Annotated in this window: 18 protein-coding genes and 1 pseudogene; 13 read left to right on the forward strand and 6 right to left on the reverse strand. The window is 64.8% G+C overall.

Annotation, left to right across the window (positions count from 1 at the left end):
* From rsmG to E3O65_RS16250, 3 genes are all read left to right on the forward strand, one after another.
* The gene (gene rsmG / locus E3O65_RS16240) at window positions 1–630 is read left to right on the forward strand and encodes a 16S rRNA (guanine(527)-N(7))-methyltransferase RsmG (protein ID WP_134364760.1); all 630 of its coding nucleotides are present in this window, start codon (window positions 1–3) and stop codon (window positions 628–630) included.
* Window positions 631–717: 87 nt separating this feature from the next.
* Window positions 718–1,656: a ParA family protein gene (locus tag E3O65_RS16245; protein ID WP_277870417.1), complete on the forward strand. Its 939-nt coding sequence runs from the start codon at window positions 718–720 to the stop codon at window positions 1,654–1,656.
* The gene (locus E3O65_RS16250) at window positions 1,656–2,606 is read left to right on the forward strand and encodes a ParB/RepB/Spo0J family partition protein (RefSeq protein WP_134364761.1); all 951 of its coding nucleotides are present in this window, start codon (window positions 1,656–1,658) and stop codon (window positions 2,604–2,606) included. The genes E3O65_RS16245 and E3O65_RS16250 overlap by 1 nt, the downstream gene beginning before the upstream one ends.
* Window positions 2,607–4,961: 2,355 nt before the next feature.
* On the opposite strand, the gene E3O65_RS16255 is transcribed toward E3O65_RS16250, so the two are convergent.
* The 6 genes from E3O65_RS16255 to E3O65_RS16280 all read right to left on the reverse strand — a co-directional run bounded on the left by E3O65_RS16255 (window position 4,962) and on the right by E3O65_RS16280 (window position 12,745).
* Window positions 4,962–5,918 (reverse strand): D-alanine--D-alanine ligase family protein, encoded by a 957-nt coding sequence (locus tag E3O65_RS16255; RefSeq protein ID WP_134364762.1) that lies wholly within the window; start codon window positions 5,916–5,918, stop codon window positions 4,962–4,964.
* A 49-nt stretch (window positions 5,919–5,967) separates the two neighbouring features.
* Complete coding sequence (locus tag E3O65_RS16260) at window positions 5,968–7,287, reverse strand: aminotransferase-like domain-containing protein (RefSeq protein ID WP_134364763.1); 1,320 nt, start codon at window positions 7,285–7,287, stop codon at window positions 5,968–5,970.
* A gap of 118 nt (window positions 7,288–7,405) precedes the next feature.
* The gene (gene trxA, locus E3O65_RS16265) at window positions 7,406–7,729 is read right to left on the reverse strand and encodes a thioredoxin (RefSeq protein WP_134364764.1); all 324 of its coding nucleotides are present in this window, start codon (window positions 7,727–7,729) and stop codon (window positions 7,406–7,408) included.
* A 43-nt stretch (window positions 7,730–7,772) separates the two neighbouring features.
* Window positions 7,773–8,735: a thioredoxin-disulfide reductase gene (trxB, locus tag E3O65_RS16270; RefSeq protein WP_134364765.1), complete on the reverse strand. Its 963-nt coding sequence runs from the start codon at window positions 8,733–8,735 to the stop codon at window positions 7,773–7,775.
* A gap of 130 nt (window positions 8,736–8,865) precedes the next feature.
* Window positions 8,866–10,485 carry a murein biosynthesis integral membrane protein MurJ gene (gene murJ / locus E3O65_RS16275; RefSeq protein ID WP_134364766.1) on the reverse strand — a complete coding sequence of 540 codons (1,620 nt, stop codon included), beginning with the start codon at window positions 10,483–10,485 and terminating at the stop codon, window positions 8,866–8,868.
* Entirely contained in the window at window positions 10,478–12,745 is a 2,268-nt protein-coding gene (locus E3O65_RS16280) for a DUF6049 family protein (RefSeq protein WP_134364767.1), read from the reverse strand. Before E3O65_RS16280 ends, murJ begins: the two co-directional genes overlap by 8 nt.
* Before the next feature lie 155 nt (window positions 12,746–12,900).
* Here E3O65_RS16280 and E3O65_RS16285 point away from each other — a divergent pair, with 155 nt between their 5' ends.
* The 10 genes and pseudogenes from E3O65_RS16285 to E3O65_RS16330 all read left to right on the forward strand — a co-directional run bounded on the left by E3O65_RS16285 (window position 12,901) and on the right by E3O65_RS16330 (window position 22,219).
* Window positions 12,901–14,331, forward strand: coding sequence for a CCA tRNA nucleotidyltransferase (locus tag E3O65_RS16285; RefSeq protein ID WP_134364768.1), 1,431 nt, complete (start codon window positions 12,901–12,903; stop codon window positions 14,329–14,331).
* A gap of 491 nt (window positions 14,332–14,822) precedes the next feature.
* A pseudogene (rpsF, locus tag E3O65_RS17505) lies at window positions 14,823–15,191 on the forward strand (30S ribosomal protein S6); the annotation flags it as partial.
* A 195-nt stretch (window positions 15,192–15,386) separates the two neighbouring features.
* On the forward strand, window positions 15,387–15,890 hold the full coding sequence (locus tag E3O65_RS16295) for a single-stranded DNA-binding protein (RefSeq protein WP_134364770.1): 504 nt from the start codon (window positions 15,387–15,389) through the stop codon (window positions 15,888–15,890).
* A 55-nt stretch (window positions 15,891–15,945) separates the two neighbouring features.
* Window positions 15,946–16,209: a 30S ribosomal protein S18 gene (gene rpsR, locus E3O65_RS16300; RefSeq protein WP_035835236.1), complete on the forward strand. Its 264-nt coding sequence runs from the start codon at window positions 15,946–15,948 to the stop codon at window positions 16,207–16,209.
* Window positions 16,210–16,217: 8 nt separating this feature from the next.
* Complete coding sequence (rplI, locus tag E3O65_RS16305; protein WP_134364771.1) at window positions 16,218–16,667, forward strand: 50S ribosomal protein L9; 450 nt, start codon at window positions 16,218–16,220, stop codon at window positions 16,665–16,667.
* A gap of 439 nt (window positions 16,668–17,106) precedes the next feature.
* Window positions 17,107–18,498, forward strand: a complete 1,392-nt coding sequence (gene dnaB / locus E3O65_RS16310; protein ID WP_134364772.1) for a replicative DNA helicase — start codon at window positions 17,107–17,109, stop codon at window positions 18,496–18,498.
* 136 nt (window positions 18,499–18,634) lie between these two features.
* Entirely contained in the window at window positions 18,635–19,780 is a 1,146-nt protein-coding gene (locus E3O65_RS16315) for an NAD(P) transhydrogenase subunit alpha (RefSeq protein WP_134364773.1), read from the forward strand.
* A complete protein-coding gene (locus E3O65_RS16320; RefSeq protein WP_134364774.1) occupies window positions 19,780–20,103 on the forward strand; it encodes an NAD(P) transhydrogenase subunit alpha part 2 in 324 nt (107 codons plus the stop codon). The genes E3O65_RS16315 and E3O65_RS16320 overlap by 1 nt, the downstream gene beginning before the upstream one ends.
* Window positions 20,100–21,473 (forward strand): NAD(P)(+) transhydrogenase (Re/Si-specific) subunit beta, encoded by a 1,374-nt coding sequence (locus tag E3O65_RS16325; protein ID WP_134364775.1) that lies wholly within the window; start codon window positions 20,100–20,102, stop codon window positions 21,471–21,473. The genes E3O65_RS16320 and E3O65_RS16325 overlap by 4 nt, the downstream gene beginning before the upstream one ends.
* A 119-nt stretch (window positions 21,474–21,592) precedes the next feature.
* Window positions 21,593–22,219, forward strand: a complete 627-nt coding sequence (locus E3O65_RS16330; RefSeq protein ID WP_134364776.1) for a hypothetical protein — start codon at window positions 21,593–21,595, stop codon at window positions 22,217–22,219.
* The last annotated feature ends 42 nt before the right edge of the window (window positions 22,220–22,261 follow it).

Raw genomic sequence — 22,261 nt, forward strand, 5'->3', positions numbered from 1 at the left:
GTGACTGAAATTCTCGAGGCCGAGCCGGCCGTGGCCGCGAATCTCTTCGGAGATCGGGTTGAGGTTGCGCGCGCATTCGTGCGCAACCTGGCTGCGCAGGGCGAGGAACTGGGTTTGATCGGGCCGCTTGAGGTGCCTCGCCTGTGGAGTCGACATATCCTCAACTGTGCTATCGTTGCGCCGCTCCTGCGCCCGGGTCTCGTTGGCGACGTGGGTTCGGGGGCAGGCCTACCGGGTCTGGTGCTCGCGATCGCCCGGCCTGACGTGACTTTTGTGCTGATCGAGCCGATGGAGCGTCGGATTGCGTGGCTCACGGGTCAGATAGCGGCTCTGGGCCTGACAAATGCGAGTGTGCTGCGCGCTCGCGCGGAAGATGTGCGTCTGCCTCGACGCCTCGACCAGGTGACTGCACGCGCCGTGAGTGCGTTCCGCACGCTGATCCCACTGACCGCACCCCTATTGAAGCCGGGTGGCGAGCTGGTGCTGATGAAGGGCGCGGGGGCTCCGGCCGAGGTCGAAGCGGCCGCGAAGGCCATCCGTAAGTTCCGATTGAGCAATGTCGAGGTGATCACCCTCGGTGAGGGTGTGCTGCAGGACGTGACCCGGGTCATAAGGGCTACAGTGGATTAGTCCCCGGTGTCTGCTTATTGTCAGTGGTGAGACACAGCCGGAGCCCCTGTGGGATGGCTCATCGATCGTCGAACGCAAAGGTTTCACGTGAAACAACCTGGCGAAGACCAGCAATTCAGCAAGACGACCACAGGGTTCGACGACACGACTCCGCTCGCACGGGAGATTTCAGACCTAACCCGTCGCCGACAGCGAATTGCGTCCGATCAGCTTCCGAAGCCGGAGAAGACCCGTGTCATCACCATCTCGAACCAGAAGGGCGGCGTCGGCAAGACCACGACTGCGGTCAACCTCGCCGCGGCTCTGGCCCGACAGGGTGCCCGCGTCCTGGTGATCGACCTTGATCCTCAGGGCAATGCCTCAACGGCCCTGGGTGTCGAACATCGTGCCGAGACACCCAGCGTCTACGACGTGATCGTCAACGATCTGGAAATGTCCGCCGTAGTGCAGAACAGCCCCGAGTTCGGATCCCTGTTCTGTGTTCCGGCGACCATTCACCTCGCGGGCGCGGAGATTGAGCTTGTGTCGCTCGTGGCCCGTGAGCAGAGGTTGAATCGCGCACTTGAGATGCACCTGAAGACGATGGACGACCCGTACGACTACGTGCTCATTGACTGCCCTCCCTCCCTGGGTCTCCTCACGATCAACGCGTTCGTCGCGGCGCGTGAGGTGTTGATTCCCATTCAGTGCGAGTACTACGCCCTGGAGGGTTTGAGTCAGCTGCTGAAGAACATCGAGCTGATCGAGAAGCACCTGAACCCGGATCTCGCTGTTTCTACCATCCTGCTCACCATGTACGACAGCCGCACGAACCTGGCCAATCATGTGGCGCAGGATGTGCGCGAACATTTCCCGAAACAGGTACTGAATACCCTCATTCCCCGGTCTGTGCGCGTTTCTGAGGCGCCGAGCTACGGGCAGAGCGTCATCAGCTACGACCTGAATTCCGCAGGATCGCTCTCCTATCTCGAAGCAGCGGCAGAAATCGCCCGTCGGGGCGCACCCAAGACTGGAGTCGCACTGTAATGGCAAAAAGGACCGGGCTCGGCCGTGGCATCGGCGCACTGATTCCCATCCAGGATGACCCGACTCAGGCGCGTCCGGTCGACGTGTTCTTCCCCTATAGCGACGCCGTGCAGCCGAACGAGAGCGTGGGACTGCTGCCCGTTCCCGGGGCCCGACTGGCGCACCTGAACCCGAACGACATCGTTCCCAACCACGTGCAGCCGCGGAATGTCTTCGACGAGGCGGACCTGGCTGAGCTCGTGCGAAGCATCCAGGAAGTAGGCGTTTTACAGCCGATCGTGGTGCGGTCCATCGTGGAGCAGCCGGGCAAATACGAATTGGTGATGGGGGAGCGGCGTCTCCGTGCCACCAAGGAAGCCGGCCTTGGCACCATTCCCGCCATCATCCGCGAAACTGCGGACGTCGACATGCTGCGGGATGCGCTGCTGGAGAATCTGCATCGAGCGCAGTTGAACCCCCTGGAAGAGGCGTCGGCATATCAACAGCTTCTGGCCGATTTCGGCATAACGCAGGAGGAATTGGCCCTCAAAATCGGTCGTTCGCGCCCGCAGATCACGAACACCATCCGTTTGCTCAAGCTGCCGGAGTCCGTTCAGCTACGTGTCGCAGCCGGTGTACTATCTGCCGGTCACGCTCGTGCCATCCTGTCGGTTGTCGACCCGGTGGGCATGCTGAAGCTGGCCGACAAGATCGTCAATGAGGACCTGTCAGTGCGCGCTGCCGAGGCTGCCGCGGCAACGACGCCTCGCGTAGAGACTGCCAAACCGGTTCGTGGGCGGCGTCAGGGTCATCTCGATGAGATCGCAGAGCATCTTGGGGATCGTCTGGATACCCGGGTGAAGATTCATTTGGGGGCAAGAAAAGGCCAGATCACGGTCGATTTCGCGACCATCGGCGATCTGAACCGCATTCTCGGCGTTCTCGGCGAACCTGGTTTCGGAGCCAATTAGCGCTCGCTACTCACAATTCTGGCGTGTGACTCCGGCGGGACTCGGTGCGCTCGGGACGGGTCGCCGGCAATTCAGCGTGGGTCATCATGCGCGTGTTCGCACCCGTGCTAGAACGTCTGTCGTCGCACGTCGCCACTGATGCACCGCACTTTCGGCATGGCGGGCGCCCCACTCGGACCTTGGCGGAGATGCACGACGCGCTGACACTATGACGGTGGGTCCTGGTTGCGTCTGGGTGCGGCCATTGTGTGGGGAGTTCTCAACACCGGCTTGAGAGATCAATCAGTGAGCACCCATTCCGAATCCAGCTCCACCTGGCACCTGTCGTGTTTCACGTGAAACACGGACGCTGACCCGGGAACCATATTCGGTGGGTGTGCCGCTTCGAGTCGCCAAGGTTTGGTCCGCACGGTCGTGATCTGGGGTGAAATAGTGCTGGCGAAAATTCTCGCGACCGGCGACAAACCTTCTCAGGGCCTCAACTCGAGTCGAATTCGCGGATTAGACGTCACCAGGAGGCATCCTTAGCGATTTTTGGCCGGTGGGAGCAAGACGAAATCTCTACAAATTATGTGAAATTGGGCCCGCGGATGGGCTCAACTCGACGGTGAACGTTGTCTTCACTTTCAATGAGCACTATACGAAAGCGGTGCAGAGGAGCGGGATTGTGTGCTGGGCCTGAGGTTCGGCCCCCGCTCATCCTGTCTGATCGGAGGGCCCACCCCGTCAAGCAGGAAATACCGCAGTTCGATCTCTGAAGCGCGCGGACAACGGCGATGTCGAATCGTGGGAGTAGACGCGACCCGGTCGGAATACGTCGTTTCGACCGAGACAACCGACGCTCACAAAGTGGCAGGCGAGACCCGACGGTATCTGAGCGGGTCGCGGTCTTCGAGCGAAATGACGGCAGTGTGGGCTGGGTGGCGTGGCCACAGTGTGCCGGCGATTCTGTTCGCACCTGTTGGGTCGGGGAGAAGTGTTCCCTGCGCAGGGGGGTCTGGACCGGGACGAACGGGGTTTTGAAACCCGTTCAGCAGACCCGTGACGGAGGTGGTCGCATGTCTTCTGTCTTGCTCAAAGATTGGTCTCCTGCGGTATAGCGAGATCTCACGGTTCCGGGGGAGGAGGGGCGGTTCAGCGGCGCGTCGGATCGAGTGCCATCGGGGGTTTTGCTGGTCGGGAGCCGACCGAGCGCGGCGGTTCTGCCTAGTGACTCCATCACGTTGGGAGCGGTGGACAAGACGCGGAGGCTCGGCACACCTGTCGACGGTAATGGACTAGCAGAGATCCACCGCTAAGACCGGTGGCCACAACGGCCCGACTGTTTCACGTGAAACACGTCTAGGCCGGCGTGCACTAGCGGTGCGGAGCGGATATGTGATGCTGCGGCCGCGAGAAATCGGCGCTGTGTGGAGCCTTGCCGTGGCGCCCGCAGGGCGCCGCGACCGAATTCTCTCGGCGCCGATCAGTCCACATTGGCGGCCATCCAGCATTCGGTTGTGAACACCGAACGTAAACCTTGAACGGACGTTTGGTGTGGGAAGTCGTCATAAAGGGCAGGGCGGATACATGGTCCGTCATCGACGATGTGATCCCTAAGGAAGTGTTTCACGTGAAACACGGCCCACGATGACCGTGGAGCAGGGGCGATGATGACATTTCACTCTGGAATATGTGGGTCACCGGTGGCTGAGGCTGAATCGGAGCTTCGTCGGGCGTGACCTTGGATTGCGTGTGGCCATAGTGTGGGACGCGACAGAGTCGAGTCCGTTGACAGCGGAGGAGCCAGCCCGACGTGAGCCGATCGCCGTCCGGCCATCGGCGGTTGCGTCTCAGGCCGATGCCTCGTGCGTTCCCACCGTCGACCGTATCTATACCGGGGCGCTCACGGAATATCGTTCCGCTGCGAGGTGGCGGCACCTCGTTGGCTGTAGCGGGACGGCGGTTGTGCGACCGGGAGAGTGCGACCGCGAGAGTGCGACCGCGAGAGCGAAGCTGCGAGAGCGTAGCTGCGAGAGCGTAGCTGGCTACGACATCCCGGGGTTCACCAGGTCGAATCGCGGGCCCGTTTGGCGCCGGTGAGACACTGTTCAGGTGATGGTGGGGTGACTGGCCCGACCGTCGCCCTCAGGTATTCCGACAGTTCGCGGCGTATCCGGCGTACAGGTGGTGGTGACAAGGGGCCTGAAGGTGGCCGTTTCACGTGAAACGGTGCGTTCAACGTCACTCAGGAGTGGACCTGCAGAGCGCGGAGCCAACGGAGCCAACGGAGCGCACGGAGCCAACGACGGGCAGGTAAACGTCCGAGAAGAGAGAGAACACGCCGAGCCCAGGCCGAACGGAAGGGTGCGGGGATCAGCCCTCAGCAATGGCGGCGCGAGCAAGCGCGTCGTAGACGGTGCCAAGGGACTGCCCGGAAGCCTCGATGCACTGGGGCACCAGGGAGGTCTCGGTCAGGCCGGGCAGGACGTTCGCCTCCAGGAACCACGGCACACCGTCCGGGTCCACGATCAGGTCGATGCGGGATATGTGCCGCAGCCCGAGCAATGTGTGGATAGCGACCGCGGTCTCGGCCACCAGGTCAGCGACCTGGTCGTGAATCCGAGCGGGCGTGTAGAACAGGGTGTCACCAGCGTTGTATCGGGCTTCGAAACTGTAGACACCGTCGATGGGCACGATTTCAACCGCGGGGAGGGCCATGGGGCCATTGCCGGTGTCAATCACGCTCACTGCGAGTTCGGTGCCCTCAATCTTTTCCTCTACGAGGGCGACGTTGGCGTAGGTGTACGCGTCAACCATTGCACGGGGCAGTCCGGCGGCGGTGTCGATGATACTGACCCCCTGGGCCGATCCTCCTTCGGCGGGCTTTACCACGAGTGGTGTGGGCAGTGCGGTGAGCAGGTGCTCGAGTACACTCGCGGCACCGAGGTCACGGAACGTCTCAGTGGACAGCGCGATCGAGTCCGGAGTCGCGTAGCCGGCACGGCGCACGAGCTCCTTGGCGATGGGCTTGGACCAAGCCAAACGGGCCGGTCCGCCGCGGGAGCCCACGTGTGGGATCCCCGTGGTCTCGAGGAGGGCAAGGAGTGCCCCGTCCTCGCCGGTTGCACCGTGCACGACGGGCCAGATCACATCGGGCTTGCGGCGGGTCAGGTCGGCGAGTAGTCCGGCCTGCGGGTCGATCAGGGTGACGGTGTGACCCAGGCTCGTCAGGGCATCCGCGACGCGTCGTCCCGATCGCAGCGACACGTCGCGTTCGTGCGAGATCCCACCGGCGAGAACAACGATATCTAGGGGCGAAATATCACTCATGATCTGGGGTTTTCCTTGCTCTGGCTGAAAGAGTAACGGGGAATTCGAACTACGAGATGTTCGGCGGAGGGGAATTGAAGCGGTCGTCTTCGCGGAGAGGGTTGAGGGAACCGGTGCCGGCAAAGGTCTCGAGCAGGTCGAGCTCGTCGCGGAGAACGGTCGCGAGGCGACGAACGCCGAGACGGATGTTCTCCGGCGTCGGGTAGCAGAACGAGAGGCGCATGTTTCGTCGCCCATCTCCATCAGCGAAGAACGCTGTACCCGGCGTGTACGCCACGAGTTCCTTGACCGCCCGCGGCAGCATGGCCTTCGAGTCGAGCCCCTCCGGCAGAGTGACCCAGACGTAGAACCCGCCGTTGGGGTTGGTCCAGGTGAGGTCGGGCAGGTACTCGTCAAGGGCATCCAGCAACGCATTCTTGCGCTCGTGGTAGACGCCGCGGAAAGTGTTGATCTGTCCCTTCCAATCGGCCGTCGCCAGGTACTCGGAAATCACCAGCTGGCTGAACGAGCTGGGCGAGAGCACTGCGGCCTCATTGGCGAGCACCAGCTTCTCCCGGATGGCGTGCGGGGCTAGTGCCCAGCCCACCCGGAATCCGGGAGCGAGGGTCTTGGAGAACGTGCCGAGGTAGACGACGCCGTCTTCTTCGACCGAGCGCATCGCCTCCGGCGCCGGCTGGTCGAAGTACAGCAGACCGTAGGGATTGTCTTCCAGCACGAGGATGTCGTTGGTCCGGGCGATCTCGAGGACCTCGAGTCGGCGGGCCCAGCTGAGCGTCACCCCCGCGGGGTTGTGGAAGTTGGGGATCGTGTACAGGAACTTGATGGTCCTGCCGGCGTTCTTCAGGCGCTTGATGTGCTGACGGAGCGCCTCGGGGATTATCCCTTGCTCATCCATGGGTACGTGGTCCACCTCGGCCTGGTAGGACTTGAAGATGACCATGGCGGTGACGTAGCTGGGGCCCTCCGATAGCACGACGTCTCCCGGGTCGAGAAAGAGCTTGCTGACCAGTTCGAGCGCGTGCTGAGAACCGGTCGTCACAACCACATCGTCGGCGTGGGCGCGGATGCCTTCCAGCGCCATGACCTCGAGGATCTGCTCCCGCAGAACGGGGACGCCTTGACCTGAGCCGTATTGCAGGGCCACGGGCCCCTGCTGGCGCATGACCCGGTCCATGGCGCTGACGACGAGGTCGGGCGGCAGGGCGGCCACGAAGGGCATGCCGCCGGCCAGAGAGACGACCTCGGGACGGGACGCCACCGCGAAGAGGGCCCTGACCTCGGAGGCGCGCAACCCCGCGGCTCGCTCGGCGTAGTGGTGGTACCACGGGTCGAGGTTGTTCCCGGTCTGGGGGGAGCGCTGTGCGGTCACGTCACTTCCGATCTGGTGAGGCTCCAATCGTATGGGGTTGACAGCATCCGGCCCGAATCCCAAAAAACCCGTCCGGCGAGTGCCGGACGGGTCAGGGCCTCAGTGGAGGCAGAGCGGACTAGGCGAGGTAGGCGGCAAGATCCTTTTCGAGCGCAACCTTGGGCTTGGCGCCGATGACGGTCTTGACGACCTCACCCTTCTGGAACACCTTCATCGCAGGGATGGACGTGATCTGGTACTTTGCGGCCAGCGCCGGGAAGTCGTCGACGTTCAACTTGACGATGTCGAGCTTGTCAGCGTTTTCGGTGGCGATCTGGTCCAGGATCGGGCTGACTGCGCGACACGGGCCACACCACTCCGCCCAGAAGTCCACCAGAACGGTCTTCTCGTTGTTGATGACTTCCTGATCGAAGGTGGCGTCGGTGACAGCGCGTGCAGACATGTGATTACTCCTTGGTTGAGGGATATGCGAGTTCGGAAGGGATTTACGCGAGTGCGGGTTCGCCGGCGCTGGCCAGGAGTGCCTCCGGCAGCGAGGCCAGGTAGTGCTCCGCGTCGAGGGCGGCCACGGTTCCGGATGCTGCGGCGGTCACGGCCTGGCGATAGGTCGGGTCGATCACGTCTCCGGCGGCGAAAACGCCGGTCTGGCTGGTCTTCGAGCTGCGTCCCGCGACGGCGATGGTGCCCTCGGGGGTCAGGTCGAGCTGGTTGTGCACGAGGTGCGTGCGTGGGTCGTTGCCGATGGCCACGAAAATGCCGCCGAGGGGGAGCGACGTCTCGGCACCGGTGACGGTGTGGCGGAGGACCAGGCCGTCGACGGCATCCGTGCCGGTGATGCCGACAACCTCGGAATTCCAGACGAATTCGATCTTCGGATTGGCGAAGGCGCGTTCCTGCATGATCTTGGAGGCCCGCAGGGAGTCCTTGCGGTGCACAACGTAGACCTTGCTCGCGAAGCGGGTGAGGAAGGTCGCCTCCTCCATGGCGGAGTCGCCGCCGCCGATCACGGCAATGGTCTTCTCCTTGAAGAAGAAGCCGTCGCAGGTGGCACACCAGGACACGCCACGGCCAGACAGGCGTTCTTCATCCTCGAGTCCGAGCTTGCGGTAGGCGGAACCGGTAGCGAAGATCACGGCAAGGGCCTCGTGCGTCTCGCCGTTGCCGAGGGTGACGGTCTTCGTGTCGCCGGTGAGGTCGAGCTCGGTGACGTCGTCGTAGAGCACCTCGGTGCCGAAACGTTCGGCCTGCTCCTGCATCTTGGCCATCAATTCGGGGCCCTGGATGCCTTCGGCGAAGCCCGGGTAGTTCTCCACCTCTGTCGTGTTCATCAATTCGCCGCCGGCTTCGACCGAACTGGCGATCAGAAGCGGCTTCAGATTCGCGCGGGCGGCGTAGATCGCCGCCGTGAAACCGGCCGGTCCGGAGCCGATGATGATGATCTGACGCACGCGTAGACTCCTTCAAGTTGTTGGGGGAAGCGATCTCGATTACCTCGCTGCCGGATACAACACATCCTAATCGGATGCTATTCCGAGCCTCCTGAGGGCAAGGCAGACGGGCAGCAGGACGGACTGCCGGTCAGCGGCGACGGATGCGGTCGACCAACGGGTCGATGAAGCCGCGCAGCTCACTGGTACGCATGAGCAGCAGCAGGCCGAAGTAGACGGCCGACATGACCAGTCCGATGACGATCATGGACAGAACGGCCGGGAGCTTGCCGGACAGGGCGAATCCGGCCTCCTGGGCGCCGCCGAGCAGGAGCAGGAGCAGGAGGCCGGCCAGGATTGCGGGCACAGCCGCCACCGAGTACTTGACGAGGCTGCGCAGGATGCGTCGTCCATCGATACCGTCCAGGCGCCCTCGGAGCAGCCACGCGGCCAGCAGGGCTTGGGCGATGCCGGAGATGGAGACCGTGAGGGCAACGCCGGCGGCGATCCAGGCGCTGGGCAGGAGAGCACAGGCGAGCACTCCGACGACGACCAGGGTCACCTGGAACAGGGTGAAGAAGAAGGGCGTTCGGGTGTCTCCCAGAGCGTAGAAAGTGCGCTGCACGACGAACAACACGCAGAACGCGACAAGACCGAGCACGTAGGCGATGATGACGTTGCCGATGCTTTGCACCTGGTCGAAGGGGGAGACGAAGACCCGGGCGAACGGGTAGGCGCAGACGGCGATGACGGCGGAGGCGAGCATGATGATCAGGGTGGTGCCGCGGATGGCGGAGGAGGCATCCGTTCTCACCAAGGCCAACTTGCCCACTGAGGCGTGCTCGCTCATCCGCGTGAAGTAGGCGGTGGCGACCGAGACGGTGATCACCGAGTGCGGGAGCATGAAGATGAGCCAGGCGGTGTTGAGCGCGGCGACCGAGGCGTCGGAGTCACCGGCGAGCGTGACGACGTTGGTCTCGACGATTCCGGCCAGGGTGGTCAGCAGCAGCATGCCAAAGGTCCAGCTCGCCATACGACCTGCCACGCCGAGCCCGACGCCGCGGAATCGGAAATCGGGGCGGAAGCGCAGGCCGATGCGGTGCCAGAAATAGAACAGCACGACTGCCTGCAGCACGACCCCGAGCGTGGCACTCCCGGCCAGCACCGCGATCATGGCGGGCGTGAAATCGGTAGCCAGCCGGTCACCGTTGGGGTCTGCCCCGTAGAGCGCCGAAAAGACGACCAGGCCGGCGATCGCCACGACGTTGTTGAGTACGGGCACCCAGGTGAACGGGCCGAAGGACTTGCGGGCGTTGAGCACCTCGCCCAGAACCGTGTACAGCCCGTAGAAGAAGATCTGCGGCAGGCACCAGAAGGCGAATGCCGTGGCGAGGGCCAGCGATTCCGGCTTCATGTTCGCCCCGTAGAGGAGGGTCAGAACGGGCGCCAGAACGGTGGCCGCGATGGCCGTCGCGGCGAGGATGACCAGGGCCAGCGTGAGCAGCTTGTTGATATAGGCCGTACCGCCGTCGTCGTGCAGGCTGGCGCGCACGATCTGTGGAACCAGGACGGCCGTCAGCACCCCGCCGGCCACGATGACATAGATCGTGTTCGGAAGTTGGTTGGCCACGGCGAAGGCGTTGGTGCTCTGGCCGACCTGGCCGATCACCCCGGCCAGAACGATCAGCTTCACGAAGCCGAGGATGCGCGAAACGATCGTTCCGGAGGCGAGGAATGCGCTCGCCCGGCCGATGCTGTCGGTCTTAGCCACGGGGCTCCATCGGTGATCGGGGGGCGGACGACTCGGCGTCTGCGGGCTCAGAGCCAGTCGGTCCGGCGTCAGACGGCTCAGGGTCGATTTGCTCGGGATCAGCCCGTTCCCGGCGTCGCCGCAGAATGTTGCGCCACACGCCGAAGCCGAAAAACAACACCACGAATGCCGCGAAAAGCAGGGCTCCGAGGCCTTCCCAGTCTGCGCGCACGTTGATCGGGATCAGGGATGGTTCCTGGATGACCGATCCCGTCGGGGTGAGCAGGGTCACGCGCAGGGTGACGGCACCGTTGCCCACGGCGGCCGTCACCGGAATGGTCACGGTGCGCGCGGACTGCGCTTCAATAGTGGACTCGACGGCGTCGCCGACCAGCAGGCGTCCGTTCGACGGAACAACCTGCACCATGACGGTCACGGCCTGGTCGAGGGCGTTGTCCAGCGTCACCGGTATGTCCACCTGGCTGCCTACCACGTTGATCGGTCCCTTGGTCGCGACCGTGATGGAGTCCAGGAGCTTAGAGGATGCCGCGAGACTGTTGCCGACGGCGTTCGACCAGCTTTTATCCTGCGCGGCCCAGGAGTTGGACAGGAGGGCCATCAGGTCAAGGCGCTGGGTTCCCGTGACGAGCCCGGGGCTGGACAACGCTGCAGAGAAGGCGAGAACGTCGGACTCGCGCTCGAGGAGTCGGGTGGCCTGGTCGACACGGTCGGCAGGTTCGGACAGGCTGTCGAAGGTGACCTCGTCGGCGGGGGCGGATGCCCGCACCTCCGGCAGGCTGGACGGCGCGTACCAGAGAAGGGTGGACAGGGCGTCGATGGTCTGGCCCAGTCGACTGGCGTTCGGCGGCCAGCCGCGATCGAAGGTGGCCAGGAGGGTGCGGGCCGTTCCCGGCCGCTCTGCCGACACCACCGCCAGCTGCGAGCTGACCTCCGCCATGGCCTCGCGCCACGCGTCATCCGATGTCGCCATTGCGGCGGCGCGCAGGGCGTCGGCGATGTCGTCGTCGATGACCAGACCCTGGCCGTTTCCGGCGCCGAGATCGACGGCGGAGTTGGGAGTGAAATCGCTGGCGGCCCCGGAGGTGTTCGCGCCACCCAGGATCGTAGTGCTGAGGCCGCTGGCCGTGAACACGTCCAGGTCGTTCGCGGCGACGTCACCCTCGGCGGGCCAGCCGATATCCGTAGCGCTATATTCCCAGGCGAGTAACTCTTCCATCGTCGGCGGTGTGTTGTTGCTCGGCGTCGCGGGTTCGTCCGTCGGTGTCGGCGTCTCGACGACTGTGGGCGCGTCCGTGGGCGCCCCACTGGGATCGGAGGTATCGGTCGGCGCTGGGTTCTGGTCCGTTGCGGCGAAGAGGGCGGGGTCGATGGCCTGGTCGAATGAGGAGGGTGCAAGAAGAGTGATGGCGCCGGACTGGGCCTGAAGGGACAGGTCCGCATCTGCATAGCTGAGCGGGAATATGTCGTTCGGGGCCTGGTCGAGCCGGTCCAGCCACTCGACAGCGCTAGCCGGCGCCGCGGATCCGAGGATTCGGATGGAAACAATGATCTGAGGGTCGATTGCGATGGTGACGGGTTTCCCGGCGACGCCGTCAAGCTGGCGGCTGAGCACACCGGAAGGGGAGGTGTAGGTCTCGAGCGCCTTGCCGGTGATCAGACCCGTCGACTGGGTCGGAACGGTGATGGGCATGATCACGGCCAGGTTGGCCGGGGTGACCTCCTCATTCGAATACCAGACGAAGGTACCGCGGCCCTCGGCGCGCACGGTGTCACCGGCGGTGAGGGTGGCCGCAATCCCACGGGCGCCCCAGGCGTTGCCACTGGTAAGCCCCACGGAATCAGCAGGCACGGTCAGCGTGAAGATCTCGGTGCTGTCCGGCTGAATGGATGCCGTCAGAGGCTGGGTCAGCATCAGATCGCCGGATTTGCCCGACTTCTCCGGGCTCAACCAGGAGTTGAGCGCGGTGCGGCTGATCAGAGCACGCTCCGCGAGGTAGAGGTCTATCGTTCCCGGGGCGATGGTATCGGACGTCGCGTTGTCAATCGTGACGGTGACCGTGAGGTCCTGGTCGGCCCGGAGCGGTTCCATCGTGGTGTGTGCCACCGTGATGCTCACCTCGTTGGCCGACGCTGCTGCGGCGACCTGCACGGTTTGCGAGGCCTGCGCAGCCGTGGCGACCGTCGCGGCAGACGCGGGCAAGACGATTGCGAGCGGGACCACCCCCGCAAGCAGGGCGGCCAGAACGGCGCGCAGTGGCATCCTGGGCGGCCGTCGGAGGCCCCGAATCGATCCGGGGAGCGCGGGCCGATGCTGAGGAACAGACACGGCCACCATGTAGGGGATTCTACGGCGTACGCGGGTGGGATGACGCTGCGCCGGGCGGTCGGCGCCCCGCGAGCAACTAATATGGGGGCATGCAGAGCGTTGCGACAGCCCTCAAGCGGCTGGGCGACCTGGCTGCCACCCCCACGGTTTCCCGCCTGGCGTCAGCGTTCGCGGACGCCGGCCACGAGTTGGCCCTGGTCGGCGGTCCTGTGCGCGACGCCTTCCTGGATAGACCGATCAATGACCTCGATTTCACGACGGATGCCACGCCGGACCAGATCCTGAAGATCGTGAAGCCGATCTCGGACGCTCACTGGGACATCGGTCGGGCGTTCGGCACGATCGGCGCGCAGGTCTCCGGCGACAAGGTGGAGATCACCACCTACCGGTCCGACAGCTATGACGGTCAGACCCGCAAGCCCGAGGTCGTCTTCGGGCACCGCCTCGAGGACGACCTGCTGCGTCGTGACTTCACGGTCAACGCGCTCGCCCTGCGCCTGCCGGAGCTCACCCTCGTTGACCCCGCGAACGGAATCGACGACCTCCTGGCCGGTGTTCTGCGCACTCCGATCTCCCCGGAGGTCTCTTTCGGCGATGACCCCTTGCGCATGATGCGGGCCGCCCGATTCACGGCCCAGCTCGGATTCTCCCTGGACGTCGACACCGCCGTGGCGCTGGAAGCTATGGCGGACAGCATCCGAAACATCTCGGCCGAACGCATCGGCGACGAGCTCGCAAAGCTGTTGAAGGCTGACAACCCGCACGCCGGGGTCGAACTTCTGGTGGACTCGGGGCTATGCGCCCTGGTGATGCCGGAGATTCCCGCGCTGCGGCTCGAGGTCGACGAGCACCATCACCACAAGGACGTCTACCAGCACACGCTGACCGTGCTGGACCAGGCGATCGGCTACGAGACGTCGCGCGGCAACTTCGACGGCCCTGACCTGATCGTGCGCCTCGCGGCGCTCCTGCACGACATCGGCAAGCCGGCAACCCGCAAGCTCGAGCCGGGCGGCGTGGTCAGTTTCTACCACCACGACTTGGTCGGAGCGAAGCTGGCCCGGAAGCGTCTGCGCGCGCTGCGTTTCGACAATGACACCATTGCGGCCGTCGCGCGTCTGATCGAGCTGCACCTGCGCTTCTTCGGGTACACCGAGGGGGCATGGACCGACTCAGCGGTGCGCCGGTACGTGCGCGATGCCGGTGACCAGCTCGAGCGGCTGCACATTTTGACCCGCGCTGATGTGACCACCCGCAACCGCCGCAAGGCCGACCGTCTCGGATTCGCCTACGACGACCTGGAACAGCGCATCCGGGAACTGAACGAGCAGGAGGAGATGGCGGCCGTGCGCCCCGACCTCGACGGGGAGCAGATCATGGCTGTACTGGGTGTGCGACCGGGCCGCGAGGTCGGCGAGGCCTACCGCTACCTGCTCGAGCAGCGATTGGACGACGGGCCGCTCGGTGAGGAAGAGGCCACCCGCCGTCTGACCGTCTGGTGGGCCGAGCGCGCTCAGTAGCGCATCGCGCCGCCTCAGCCGTGACCGCTGCCCCTGCCTTCGTCCGCTGGAAGCACGGTTCCTCCCCAGGTGGGCGTGGGCGTGGTTGTGCACCGTCAGACTGACGGGCCGGTGTGGGCGGGCGTGCGGGACCAAGATCGTCGGCGTGGACAATCACGATTTCGCCGATGGTGATTCGGAGTCACCCGGGGGGTGGGCGAACCGCGCGAACATCTACGTGAGCGGGAAGCCCGCACCCGAACGACAGGTGGCCTACCCGAGGCCGGGCGGCGTTGATCGAGGTCGCCCTCATGCCGGAATTGTCCAAATCGCGGGAGAAGTGGCAGTTATGCAGGAGAAAGAGGCCGGGAGCGGTGGCGGAGGGCCGCGACATCCGGTAGCCTTGGCAGGTTGTCTGTGCGCCGGATTCCCGGCCTCCGCGTTCAACACATGCACAACCCTCCTGTTGCAGAGATTCTGCAGCCGTTTAGTCCGAAGGAGGTGGGTTAGTCATGCATCAGTACGAGTTGATGGTTATCCTCGATCCCGAGATCGATGAGCGCACCGTAGCTCCCAGCCTTGACAAGTTCCTCAACGTTGTTCGCAACGATGGTGGAACCATTGACAAGGTTGACGTTTGGGGTCGCCGCCGTCTCGCATACGAGATCAATAAGAAGTCCGAAGGCATCTACGCCGTTGTCGACTTCACCGCGAACGCTTCTGCCACGGCCGAGCTCGACCGCCAGCTGAAGCTGTCGGAAGCCGTCATGCGCACCAAGGTTCTTCGCGCAGAAGAGGGCATTGCCCAGGTTGCCGTCGCAAGCAAGCTTGCCGCCGAGAAGGCCGCCCGCAAGGCAGCCAACCCGAAGGTCATCGCTGCGAAGGCTGAAGCCGCCGCTGCCGCTCCGACCGCCAAGGTCGCCGCGTCCGCGAAGCCAGCCTCGGCAGCTGCTGCCGCTGCGGTCAAGGCTGCTCCGGCCAAGGCCGACGCCCCGGTTGCCGACGCTCCTGCCACGGCAGAAGCTGTTGCTCCCGTCGCGGCCGAGTCCGCCGACAAGGCAAGCGACAAGTAGCCCATGGCCGGCGAGACCGTAATTACCGTGGTGGGCAACCTCACCAGCGATCCGGAGCTGCGTTACACGCAGAACGGGCTGGCGGTTGCCAACTTCACCATCGCATCCACTCCGCGCAATTTCGATCGCGCAACGAGTGAGTGGAAAGATGGCGAGTCGCTCTTCCTGCGCGCGAGCGTTTGGCGTGAATTCGCCGAACACGTGGCCGGTTCGCTGACCAAGGGTACCCGTGTCATCGCTACCGGGCGTCTCAAGCAGCGTTCGTATGAGACGAAGGAAGGCGAGAAGCGTACGAGCATGGAGCTCGAGATCGATGAAATCGGTCCTTCGCTGAAATACGCCACCGCTCAGCTCACTCGAGCGCAGTCATCGTCTGGTCCTCGCGGCGGCAGCGCACCTGCCGTTGCCGGAAACGACGAGCCCTGGGCTGCCAGCGCCCCCGCCGCGAACACCGGCGGAGATGTCTGGAACACTCCGGGCAACTTCAGCGACGAGACACCCTTCTAAGCCGAACCTTTCAGGTTCTTGGCTGAAAAACACTTCTTAAGAAAGTAAGGAAATCATGGCTGGAAAGTCGAGCGGCGACCGCCGCAAGCCGCTCCGCGGAGCTAAGGGTGGCAAGAACGCCGCTCCCGCGAAGTCGATCCGGGTTGGTGTCATCGATTACAAGGATGTCCCCACCCTCCGCAAGTTCATCTCCGAGCGTGGAAAGATCCGCGCCCGTCGCATCACCGGTGTTTCCGTTCAGGAGCAGCGTCTCATCGCCCGCGCCGTCAAGAACGCTCGCGAAATGGCGCTGCTGCCCTACGCCGGTTCAGGCAGGTAGGACACCTCATGTCAAAAATCATTCTGACGCACGAGGTCTCCGGCCTCGGTGCACCCGGTGACATCGTCGAGGTCAAGAACGGCTACGCCCGTAACTACCTCTACCCGCAGGGCTTCGCTGTTTCTTGGACCCGCGGTGGCGAGAAGCAGATTCAGCAGATCAAGGCCGCCCGCGTAGCCCGCGAGCATGCCACCCTGGAAGAAGCGCAGGCCCTCAAGGCTGCACTCGAGAACGCCAAGGTCAAGCTGGTCGTCAAGGCCGGCGAAGGCGGACGCCTCTTCGGCTCCGTCAAGACCACGGACGTTGCGGAGGCAGTTGCCGCCGCGGGGCTCGGTGCCATCGACAAGCGCAAGATCGAGCTCAGCCCGATCAAGATGACTGGCGAGCACCAGGCGACGGTTCGTCTTCGTGACGAACTGAGCGCGACCATCACACTGCTGGTGGTAGCCGCAAAGTAAGCCGTACCGCAGGTGTAGCGGCGGACTCCCTCGGGAGTCCGCCGCTACACCTGTTTAAGGAATTCCGCACACCCTATTCAGGGGTGATTTCAGATCTTGAAAATGAGCCTTTGTGCACAGCCTTGCCCACAGCACACCAAGGTTCAATGGATGGTTTAGATTACTTTCCACATCGGGCTGTGAATAATTTTATACCCTGATCAAAAGCGTTTTTAGCATTAAAAATCTTTAGTTTTCCACAAGCGATTGCACAGGTTGTGCACAAGACACGCGGCGTTTCGCCCAGATTTTCCACAGGCTTATCCACAGGGCGTTTTGGAGTCAGTCGAGCGGGGTCCGTACTGTGAGCAGGCGGCCACAATCGAGGTGTGCACAGTGCCGGGGCAGAGATGTCGGAGGGTCCTGATAGAACTTCACCACGAGGAAAAAGGAGGCACAGGTGTCGATCGCTCACTTGGGTCTGGCAGACAAGCGTGGGGCCGACGGCCGCGGCGGACTGGAACCCCGGCACACCGAGCGAACACTTCCGCACGACCTTCTCGCCGAGCAGAGCGCGCTCGGCGGAATGATGCTGAGCAAGGATGCCGTCGCTGACGTCGTCGAGACCGTACGGGCCGCCGACTTCTACATTCCCAAGCACGAGATCATCTTCGATGCGATCCTGTCGCTGTACGCACAGGGTGAGCCCACCGACGTCATCGCCGTCACCGACGAACTCACTAAACTCGGCGAGCTGTCCCGCGCGGGCGGTGCGGACTACCTGCACACGCTCACCAGTCTGGTGCCGACCGCGGCCAACGCCGGCTTCTACTCCTCCATCGTCGCCGAGCGGGCCCTGCTCCGCCGCTTGGTCGAGGCCGGAACCCGCATCGCCCAGATGGGCTACTCGGGCGAGGGCGAGGTGCTCGACCTCGTGAACACCGCCCAGGCTGAGATCTACGCGGTCACCGGCGGCACCGAAACTGAGGACTACGTTCCCCTCACCGACGCCGTCACGGCTGCGATTGAGGAGATCGAGGCCGCGAAACTCAAAGACGGCCAGATGACCGGAGTCCCCACCGGCTTCGCCGACATGGACGAACTCACCAATGGTTTCCATCCCGGCCAGCTCATCATCGTTGCGGCTCGTCCGGCCCTCGGTAAGTCCACCCTGGCGCTTGACTTCGCCCGCGCGGCGTCAATCAAACATGACATGCCCAGCATCTTCTTCTCCCTGGAAATGGGGCGCAGTGAAATCGCGATGCGTCTGCTCGCGGCCGAAGCATCCGTGCCTCTGCAGAGCATGCGCAAGGGGGCCGTCGACGCTCGCGACTGGACCACGATCGCGGCCACCCGCGGCCGGATCAACGACGCGCCGCTCTACATCGACGACAGCCCCAACATGACCCTGGTCGAGATCCGGGCCAAGTGCCGCCGGCTGAAGCAGCGGGTGGGTCTGAAGATGGTCATCATCGACTATCTGCAGCTGATGACCTCGGGCAAGAAGGTCGAATCCCGTCAACAGGAGGTCAGCGAGTTCTCCCGGGCACTGAAACTGATGGCCAAGGAACTTCAGGTTCCCGTCATCGCCCTGTCTCAGCTGAACCGCGGACCCGAGCAGCGAGCCGACAAGATGCCGGCCATCTCCGACCTCCGTGAGTCCGGGTCCCTCGAGCAAGACGCCGACATGGTCATCCTGCTCCACCGCGAGAGCGCATACGAGAAAGACAATCCGCGGGCCGGCGAAGCCGACCTCATTGTCGCCAAACACCGTAACGGCCCCACCCGCACCGTCACGGTCGCGTTCCATGGCCACTACTCACGCTTCGCGGATATGGTCCCGGGCGCCTAGCCATCAGCACTAGACCCGTCATATTCTCCGGACGGCAACCGATCCCCACTACGCTACGTCTGGGGCTGAAAGTGCCGCGCAAGTGTTCGGACCGCTTCGTTCTCGAACTCGTGGCCGCCACGAAGGAGACATGCGCGTGAGAGTCGGAATCGCACGAGAACGCCTGCGAGGTGAGCGTCGCGTCGCGGCGACTCCCGAGACGGTAACCCAACTCAAGGCACTCGGACTTGAGGTCCTGGTCGAGTCCGGCGCTGGCGCCGAATCCGGTCACACCGATGCGTCCTACACGGGCGCGGGCGCGACAGTCGTGCCGCAGCTCACCCCGGGTGACCTCGGGGTCTACTGCCATGTGCGCCCGCTGACGCCCGAGTTCGCCGCCACGCTTCCCGCCGGCACTGTCACGGTCGGCCTGGCATCGCCCGCCTCCGAGCTGGCCACCGTCGCCGCCCTGGCCACGGCCGGGGTGACGGCCTTCGCCCTGGAACTGGTGCCCCGCATCTCCCGCGCCCAGTCGATGGATGCCCTCACCTCCCAGTCGCTTGTCTCCGGCTACCGGGTAGTGCTGGAGGCGGCCATCCGTTTTCCCCGCTTCTTCCCGCTCTACATGACGGCCGCCGGCACGATTCCGCCGGCCCGCGTGCTCGTGCTCGGTGCCGGCGTCGCCGGATTGCAGGCGATTGCCACGGCCAAGCGGCTCGGCGCGCGGGTCTCTGCCTATGACGTGCGCCCGGCATCCGCTGACGAGGTGACGTCGATGGGCGGCACCTTCGTGAACCTCGATCTGGACGCCGTGGAGGGTGCGGGCGGTTATGCCCGCGAACTGAGCGAAGACCGTGCCGTCCGCCAGCGCGAACTACTGGCGCCGTACGTGGCCGCCGCCGACGTGATGATCACCACGGCGGCCATCCCCGGCCGCGCCGCCCCACTGCTGGTCACGCACGACATGGTGACCGCGATGCGCCCCGGCTCGGTCGTGGTCGACCTGGCCGCCGAAACCGGGGGGAACGTCGAGGGTGTCGTCGCCGGTCAGGACACGCTCGTGCCCACCGAGGGCGGTGACGGCACGGTGACTCTGGTCGGCATGAAGGACGCCCCCTCCACCATGCCGGCGGACGCCTCGCGGCTCTATGCCAAGAACGTGGCCAACCTCCTCGCCCTGATGACCGTCGACGGCGCCGTGACGCCCGACTTCACGGATGAGGTGGTTGCCGGGGCATGCCTGACCCACGCCGGCACCATCCGGCACGCGCCCACGGCCGCCGCCGTGACAGGAGGACACTGATGGATCCGATCACCCTGCTGACCGTCGTCGTGCTGGCGGTCTTCGTTGGCTTCGAGGTCGTCTCGAAGGTTTCGAGCACCTTGCACACGCCACTGATGAGCGGTGCGAACGCCATTCACGGCATCATCCTGATCGGCGCCATCATCGTCGCCGGGCAGGCTCTTGAACCGTGGCTGCTGGCAGTCGCACTGCTCGCCGTGGTCATGGCCACCGCCAACCTCGTCGGCGGCTTCGTCGTCACCGACCGGATGCTCAAGATGTTCGCCCCCCGCAAGCCGGCCGGCGCCGATACGAAGAACGACCCGAAGGGCACGACGAAATGAGCCTGCTCAGCGCCGAGTGGACCGGCCTGCTCTACCTGATCGCCGCGGTCTGCTTCATCCTCGCCCTGCGCGGGCTGTCGTCGCCGAAGACCGCCCGGCGCGGCAACCTGATCGGGGCCGCCGGCGCACTGCTGGCCGTGGTCACGGTCTTCCTCTCCGCCCGGATCGAGAACATCCCAGCCATCCTGGTTGCCATCGCGGTGGGTTCGGCGATCGCCGCCCCCATCTCCCGGCGCGTCGAAATGACCCAGATGCCCCAGCTCGTCGCGCTGTTCAATGGCGTGGGTGGCGGCGCCGCCGCTCTGGTCGCCGTGCTGGAACTCAGCAGCAGCGAAAGTCCGTGGAGCAAGGTCGCGGTCGTCTTCACGATGCTCGTCGGGGCGGTCTCGTTCTCCGGTTCCGCGGTCACCGTCGGCAAGCTCCAAGGCCTGATCAGCTCACGTCCGCTCATCTTTCCCGGCCTCGCGATCGTGATGGGCGGCATTGTGCTGGTGGCCCTCGTCGCCGGAGGGTTCGTCGTCGCAACCGGTGCGGCCGGTTGGGCCATCGCCCTGCTCGTGTTGGGCCTCCTCGTCGGGGCGCTGCTCGTACTGCCCGTCGGCGGCGCCGACGTGCCCATTGTGATCTCCCTGCTGAACGCCTTCACCGGGCTGGCCGTCGCGGCCTCCGGTATTGTTCTCGGCAACCTGCTCCTTGTCGTGGCCGGCACCCTTGTGGGCGCCAGCGGCACGATCCTGACGCGCGCGATGGCATCCGCCATGGGCCGCGGCGTGAACGGGATCCTGTTCGGGGCATTCAAGGGCGGGTCCACCGCGGGGTCGACCACGCAGAGCGACCGCCCCGTGCGCAGCTCCAACCCGGAAGACGTCGCCGTGCTGCTCAACTACGCCCAGCGCGTGGTGATAGTGCCCGGCTACGGCCTGGCCGTGGCGCAGGGCCAGCACACCATCGCCGAACTGGCCACGACCCTCGAAGCCCGCGGCGTCGAGGTCGTGTTCGCCATCCACCCGGTGGCCGGCCGCATGCCGGGGCACATGAACGTGCTCCTCGCCGAGGCGAATGTGCCCTACGAGGTGTTGAAGGAGATGGCGGAGGTCAATCCCGAATTCAAGAACACGGATATCGCTCTCGTCGTGGGAGCCAACGACGTGGTCAACCCGGCCGCGAAGACGTCGCCCGGCTCTCCGATCTACGGCATGCCGATTCTCGACGTCGGTGAGGCCCGGCAGGTCGTGTTCCTCAAGCGGTCGATGCGTCCCGGATTCGCCGGCATCGAGAACGAGTTGCTCTACGACCCGAAGACGACGCTCCTGTTCGGCGACGCCAAGGACTCCCTGACGAAGGTGCTGGGCGCGGTCAACGCACTCTGAACTTCACAGCCTCCGCCCTCGGCTCCACGCGCGGCGTTCGCCCGCCCGGACATCCAGGACCGGGCGGTAGAGTAGCGGCACGGACTCGAATAGGGCCGGGGTGTTCCGAGGGAGAAGCCATGGCGAGCAGGTGGGCGCGATTTGTTCGCGGCTGGCTGACGGCATCCGTCGCCATCTTCGTCGCCGCCCTCTCCCACATCGCTGCCGGCGGTAGCGCCCCCGGGCCGCTCAGCGTGGGCCTTGCCCTCGCCTTCGCTGGGATCGCGTCGGTGCTGCTGGCCGGTAAAAGCTTGTCCCTGTTTCGCCTCTCCCTCTCCGTCGGGGTCAGCCAACTGCTCTTGCACGTTCTGTTCGGACTCGGTGGGGCATCGCCCGTCACCATGACCGGGTCGTCGCTTCACCACGGCGCTGGCCTGACTGTGATCACCGACGCGACGGCCCCGTCGTTGGCGGACGCGGCCGGAGCGATGTCCGGCGCAAGCTGGATGTGGGTGGCGCACGCCGTGGCCGCCATCGTCACGATCGCCGCCCTCCACCGCGGCGAGAAGACCTTCTGGGCCCTGCTCGAGGAGACTGCAAACCGTCTCGTCGCGGTTCTGATCGAACGGGTCGCCCCGGTCTCGATCGGCGCGGATGCCGCCGTCGTACGCCCGGTTTCCGGCCGGGTCTTCGTGGCCGCCGACTTCGGCGTTCTCCTCCCGAGCGTGCTCCGTCGCGGTCCGCCGCTCCGTGCCCTGACGCACTGACGTCACGACCCACCCAACGTAGCAACACCTCCACGAACCGGA

This window comes from Cryobacterium breve, assembly GCF_004402375.1.
GTDB classification, from domain to species: Bacteria; Actinomycetota; Actinomycetes; order Actinomycetales; family Microbacteriaceae; genus Cryobacterium; species Cryobacterium breve.

Excerpts from the sequence above, each read along its gene's own strand:
- E3O65_RS16330 (WP_134364776.1), top strand. The coding sequence starts at position 21,593 with ATGGCGAGCAGGTGGGCGCGATTTGTTCGCGGCTGGCTGACGGCATCC.
- E3O65_RS16295 (WP_134364770.1), top strand. The coding sequence starts at position 15,387 with ATGGCCGGCGAGACCGTAATTACCGTGGTGGGCAACCTCACCAGCGAT.
- rplI (WP_134364771.1), top strand. The coding sequence starts at position 16,218 with ATGTCAAAAATCATTCTGACGCACGAGGTCTCCGGCCTCGGTGCACCC.
- E3O65_RS16325 (WP_134364775.1), top strand. The coding sequence starts at position 20,100 with ATGAGCCTGCTCAGCGCCGAGTGGACCGGCCTGCTCTACCTGATCGCC.
- trxA (WP_134364764.1), bottom strand. The coding sequence starts at position 7,729 with ATGTCTGCACGCGCTGTCACCGACGCCACCTTCGATCAGGAAGTCATC.
- E3O65_RS16280 (WP_134364767.1), bottom strand. The coding sequence starts at position 12,745 with ATGCCACTGCGCGCCGTTCTGGCCGCCCTGCTTGCGGGGGTGGTCCCG.
- E3O65_RS16285 (WP_134364768.1), top strand. The coding sequence starts at position 12,901 with ATGCAGAGCGTTGCGACAGCCCTCAAGCGGCTGGGCGACCTGGCTGCC.
- rpsR (WP_035835236.1), top strand. The coding sequence starts at position 15,946 with ATGGCTGGAAAGTCGAGCGGCGACCGCCGCAAGCCGCTCCGCGGAGCT.
- E3O65_RS16250 (WP_134364761.1), top strand. The coding sequence starts at position 1,656 with ATGGCAAAAAGGACCGGGCTCGGCCGTGGCATCGGCGCACTGATTCCC.
- E3O65_RS16320 (WP_134364774.1), top strand. The coding sequence starts at position 19,780 with ATGGATCCGATCACCCTGCTGACCGTCGTCGTGCTGGCGGTCTTCGTT.
- E3O65_RS16255 (WP_134364762.1), bottom strand. The coding sequence starts at position 5,918 with ATGAGTGATATTTCGCCCCTAGATATCGTTGTTCTCGCCGGTGGGATC.